Here is a 4,666-nt window from a genome sequence, read left to right on the forward strand (position 1 = left end):
GCATGGCAGTTAGCCTACGGGCATGATTTTTGTCGCGCGTTTTATGGATAGCTTTCTGCATCAGACGTCGTTCGCTACGGGGAATGGGTGCTATGATCGGCATTGCTCAGTCCGGTTGGTGATTATGATTGGTTTGGCGATTGATCAGATCGCACAATCCGGGCTGAGTTCCCTCAAAGTGATCTACTATTCGGCGCAGCTATTTAGGAGCTGGATAAGCAACGAACGTCCGGGGCTGCTTTTCGACCTGGCAACCGGATGGCTGATGCAGCACCGAATTATTCTCCCCGGTGCCACCACGTTGACCCGACTGATTTCAGAGGTAAGGGAAAAGGCAACGCTGCGTCTGTGGAGCAGGCTGGCAATGATACCGTCTGCCGTACAGTGTTCACAACTGGAGACGCTGCTGGGCCCCGCAGATTCCGGTCGCCTGTCTTTGCTGGAGTCACTGAAAAAAGGTCCGGTGACCATCAGTGGCCCGGCGTTTAATGAGGCAATTGATCGCTGGAAAACGCTGAGCGATTTTGGCCTTCATACTGATAACCTGAGTGCGATCCCGGCTGTACGTCTGAAAAATCTCGCTCGTTATGCGGGAATGACTTCGGTGTTCAATATCGCCAGGATGACCCCGCAGAAAAGGACTGCGATACTGGTTGCCTTTGTCCTTGCATGGGAGACGCTGGCGCTGGATGATGCACTGGACGTTCTGGATGCCATGCTGGCGGTCATCATCCGTGACGCCAGAAAGATTGGGCAGAAAAAACGGCTCCGCTCTCTGAAGGATCTGGATAAATCAGCACTGGCGCTCGCCAGCGCGTGTTCGTACCTGCTGAAAGAGGAAACGCCGGACGAATCAATCCGGACCGAAGTATTCAGCCATATCCCGAGGCAAAAACTGGCCGACATTATTGCGCTTGTCCGTGAAATTGCCCGACCCTCAGACGATAACTTTCATGATGAAATGGTGGAGCAGTACGGGCGGGTTCGTCGTTTCCTGCCCCGTCTGCTGAATACCGTCAAATTTTCAGCAGCTCCCGCCGGGAGTTCCACTCTGAATGCCTGTGATTACCTCAGCCGCGAGTTCAGCTCACGGCGGCAGTATTTTGACGACGCACCAACGGAAATCATCAGCCGTCCATGGAAACGACTGGTGATTAATAAGGAAAAACATATCACCCGAAGGGGATATCGGTCTGGAACCCCTGATACGGTCAAATGTTCCTGCCCTGACCCGACACCGGCTGAACTGGACAAAAGCAAACTACCTGCGGGCTGAAACAATCACCAGTGCGAATGCCAGGCTGGTTGATTTTCAGGCAACACTGCCACTGGCACAGGTCTGGGGTGGTGGCGAAGTGGCCTCTGCAGATGGAATGCGCTTTGTTACACCGGTCAGAACAATCAATTCCGGACCGAACCGCAAATACTTTGGCCATAACAGGGGGATCACCTGGTACAACTTTATGTCCGATCAGTATTCTGGCTTTCATGGCATTGTTATACCGGGGACGCTCAGGGACTCAATTTTTGTGCTGGAAGGCCTTCTGGAACAGGAAACCGGGCTAAATCCTACCGAAATTATGACTGATACAGCAGGGGCCAGCGACCTTGTCTTTGGTCTTTTCTGGCTTTTGGGATACCAGTTTTCGCCGCGCCTGGCTGATGCCGGCGCTTCGGTTTTCTGGCGCATAGACAGTGACGCCGATTATGGAGTACTGAATGATATTGCCAGAGGGCCGTCAGATCCCCGAAAAATAGTCCTTCAGTGGGACGAAATGATCCGGCCGCAGGCTCCCTGAAGCTGGGCAAGGTACAGGCTTCGGTGCTGGTTCGCTCGTTACTGAAGAGTGAACGCCCTTCCGGACTCACTCAGGCAATCATTGAAGTGGGGCGCATCAACAAAACGCTGTATCTGCTTAATTATATTGATGATGAAGATTACCGTCGGCGCATTCTGACCCAACTTAACCGGGGGGAAAGCCGCCATGCCGTTGCCAGAGCTATCTGTCACGGTCAGAAAGGTGAGATAAGAAAGCGATATACCGACGGTCAGGAAGATCAACTGGGTGCACTGGGGCTGGTCACTAATGCCGTCGTGTTATGGAACACTATTTATATGCAGGCAGCCCTGGATCATCTTCGGGCACAGGGGGAAACCCTGAATGATGAAGATATTGCACGACTCTCACCGCTTTGCCACGGGCATATCAATATGCTCGGCCATTATTCCTTCACTCTGGCAGAGTTGGTGACAAAAGGATATTTGCGGCCATTAAAAGAGGCGTCAGAGGAAGAAAACATTGCTTAACGTGAGTTTTCGTTCCACTGAGCGTCAGACCCCTAAAAGCTCTAATCTACACCACGGCTGTAGCACCAATATAGTAAGTCCCCCGTTAAGATTAATTATTCTTCTTAAAGAGTACCGTAACTCATTGTTATAGCGTATATTCAGGTCTTCAATCCCATACCAAAAGCTGCAGATACCTTTCAGGCATTTTGATTTCTCAAACCCAAAGGAGCTTAAAATGGCTGTAACAGTAGATACTTTCGCCTCGCTTCGTCAGCAGTCACCTTCCGAAGAAGGTGAGGTTGTATGGCTGGCTGGTCACACCACTGCTCCATACGGCGAAGGAGCGTTTATAGGACACCTCAGCGCGGGTGCCGACGATGGCGGTTTTATAGCTGCGGGTGATGGATTTTACTGGCAGCGTATTACCGACTTAAATGACCTGACTGTATGCGATTTTGGCGCAATACCTGATGGCGTCACTGACTGTAGCCCGGCTGCTACTGCTCAGTTAGAGTTCATGATGAGTGACTCCGCTGTGAGTATTGCTGGCGTGAGCACTATCAGGCAGGCAGGTATAAAATTCCCGGCAGGTACATTTTATATGACGCCGGTGAACTGGATGGAGTATGGAACCGCATTAGCTGAAACTGATGCTGATTATCCATATTACACAGAGAGTCATTATTCTGCATTTGGCGGTATACGTATTCAGGGATTCAGCACACCGTATGGGAAACAGGTATTTACAACGATAATCAGTGATAGCTCTGACGGATATGTGTTTAAGCTGAATCACCGTCGTTTAGTGGTGGAGGGAATTAAGTGGAACGGGCAGCAGAGTACCGGGTATGACAGTTCAACCATGTTACTTACTGGCGCCACGCAGGGCGTGTTCAATGATACCGCCTCTAACACTCAGGGATTCATTTATAATGATTGCGCAGGCGGTTGTTACGTATACATAAAGAACTTTGAAAATGCGAATACCGGAGGACACACTTTTTTCATCAAGGACACGCTGGATAGCATCGTTGAGCAATGCTACAGCTCGACTAATGCAGCGCCTTTCTTTACTGCCTCATGGACTAACAGACCGACCGGCGTCTGGGACCACAGCACCAGTATAGAGTTCCGTAACTGTAATTTTCTGACAAATCTTGCGCCTTGTATCTGGGCACCCCGTGCAGCCCAGTGTAAAATGGACAACGTCTGGTTTAGTGGACCAGGAAATGTACCTTTTGATATCAATAATGCCCAGTTCATCATTAATATGATGTGTATTGAAGGTTGTGTACATAACCCGGTTATGTACGCCTGCCGGGCCATAACAAATGTTTTGTCGGTACCAACAGGTAATGATTATGACTGGAACACTCTTCCCTCTGACGACGACTGGTATTCTTACCCACAAAACCCCGATGGCTCTGAAATCACTTCTTGGCTTTCTGGTTACGAACGGGGTAACGTCCTTGTTGAAAACCACGGTATAGAGATTTCAGGTACACTAAAAGCTAAATGGCAGAGTGGTGTACTGCGGGGAACTAATAACTCATCTTCCGTTTTGTATCTGAACATTGGGTCTTTTACTATCCCTAACACGGGTGGGCAATGGGAGATTGAGGTTATTTGCCGTGATGGTTATAGCAGCGTGGGATCCGGCAATTATGCCGTTACTGGTGATCGTACGCCAGGTAAGACAATTATTAATATCCAGCGAGGCTCAGGAACAACGCCAATTATCACGTATTATCATCAGGGAAACTCTGGCGTTAAAGGCGTACAATTCACCACACCAACTTATGCTGACACTATTCCTGATATGTGGATTCAGCTGGCCGCATACTGCGGTGAGTATGTTATTAATGCCAAGAGCACGGGACCGACCCGATTCGATGCCGGGACGTGTGCATTATTTACCCCAAGTGGAACGACACAGACAACTTCCCCCGGATTAACTTTTGCCACGGCAAGGATGAGTATTCATAACGGTAGCGCAGGTGTTGGTGCTCAGGGAAATATTGTTGCAATAAGTACAGCTACAAATACCCCAACAGATACTACAACTGTTTCGGGTTATATGGAGGTTGTGCTGAACGGAACCATTGTTTTCGTACCGTACTATTCCTGATTATAAATGTGAGTTGGCGATGCAGATTGTAGAACGAGGTTGCTATTAATTAGGCCAACAGAATTGTATAGGGGTCTGAGGTGAGTAGACCCGCCGGTTACCCGGACGGGCCCCTCCTCAGACCCCAACTAAGCGTCTAAGCATCTGTGAGAAAGTGGCTGGAATACTGTCATACACGCCCGTAAGTGGCCCTTACGGCCCGCTAACGCGGAGATACGCCCCGGCTGCGGTAGAGTCTTAGGGCGTGG

At 49.8% G+C, this 4,666-nt stretch carries 1 protein-coding gene and 2 pseudogenes; 2 read left to right on the plus strand and 1 reads right to left on the minus strand.

Annotation, left to right across the window (positions count from 1 at the left end):
• Positions 1–103: pseudogene (locus NG99_RS29615) on the minus strand (IS630 family transposase); the annotation flags it as partial.
• Between the two features lie 102 nt (positions 104–205).
• On the opposite strand from NG99_RS29615, the pseudogene NG99_RS28740 reads away from it, so the two are divergent.
• Both NG99_RS28740 and NG99_RS27205 read left to right on the plus strand, forming a co-directional pair.
• Positions 206–2,308: pseudogene (locus NG99_RS28740) on the plus strand (Tn3 family transposase); the annotation flags it as partial.
• 217 nt (positions 2,309–2,525) lie between these two features.
• Positions 2,526–4,418, plus strand: coding sequence for a hypothetical protein (locus NG99_RS27205; protein ID WP_034899996.1), 1,893 nt, complete (start codon positions 2,526–2,528; stop codon positions 4,416–4,418).
• Positions 4,419–4,666: the final 248 nt, after the last annotated feature.

This window comes from Erwinia typographi (assembly GCF_000773975.1).
Classification (GTDB): domain Bacteria; phylum Pseudomonadota; class Gammaproteobacteria; order Enterobacterales; family Enterobacteriaceae; genus Erwinia; species Erwinia typographi.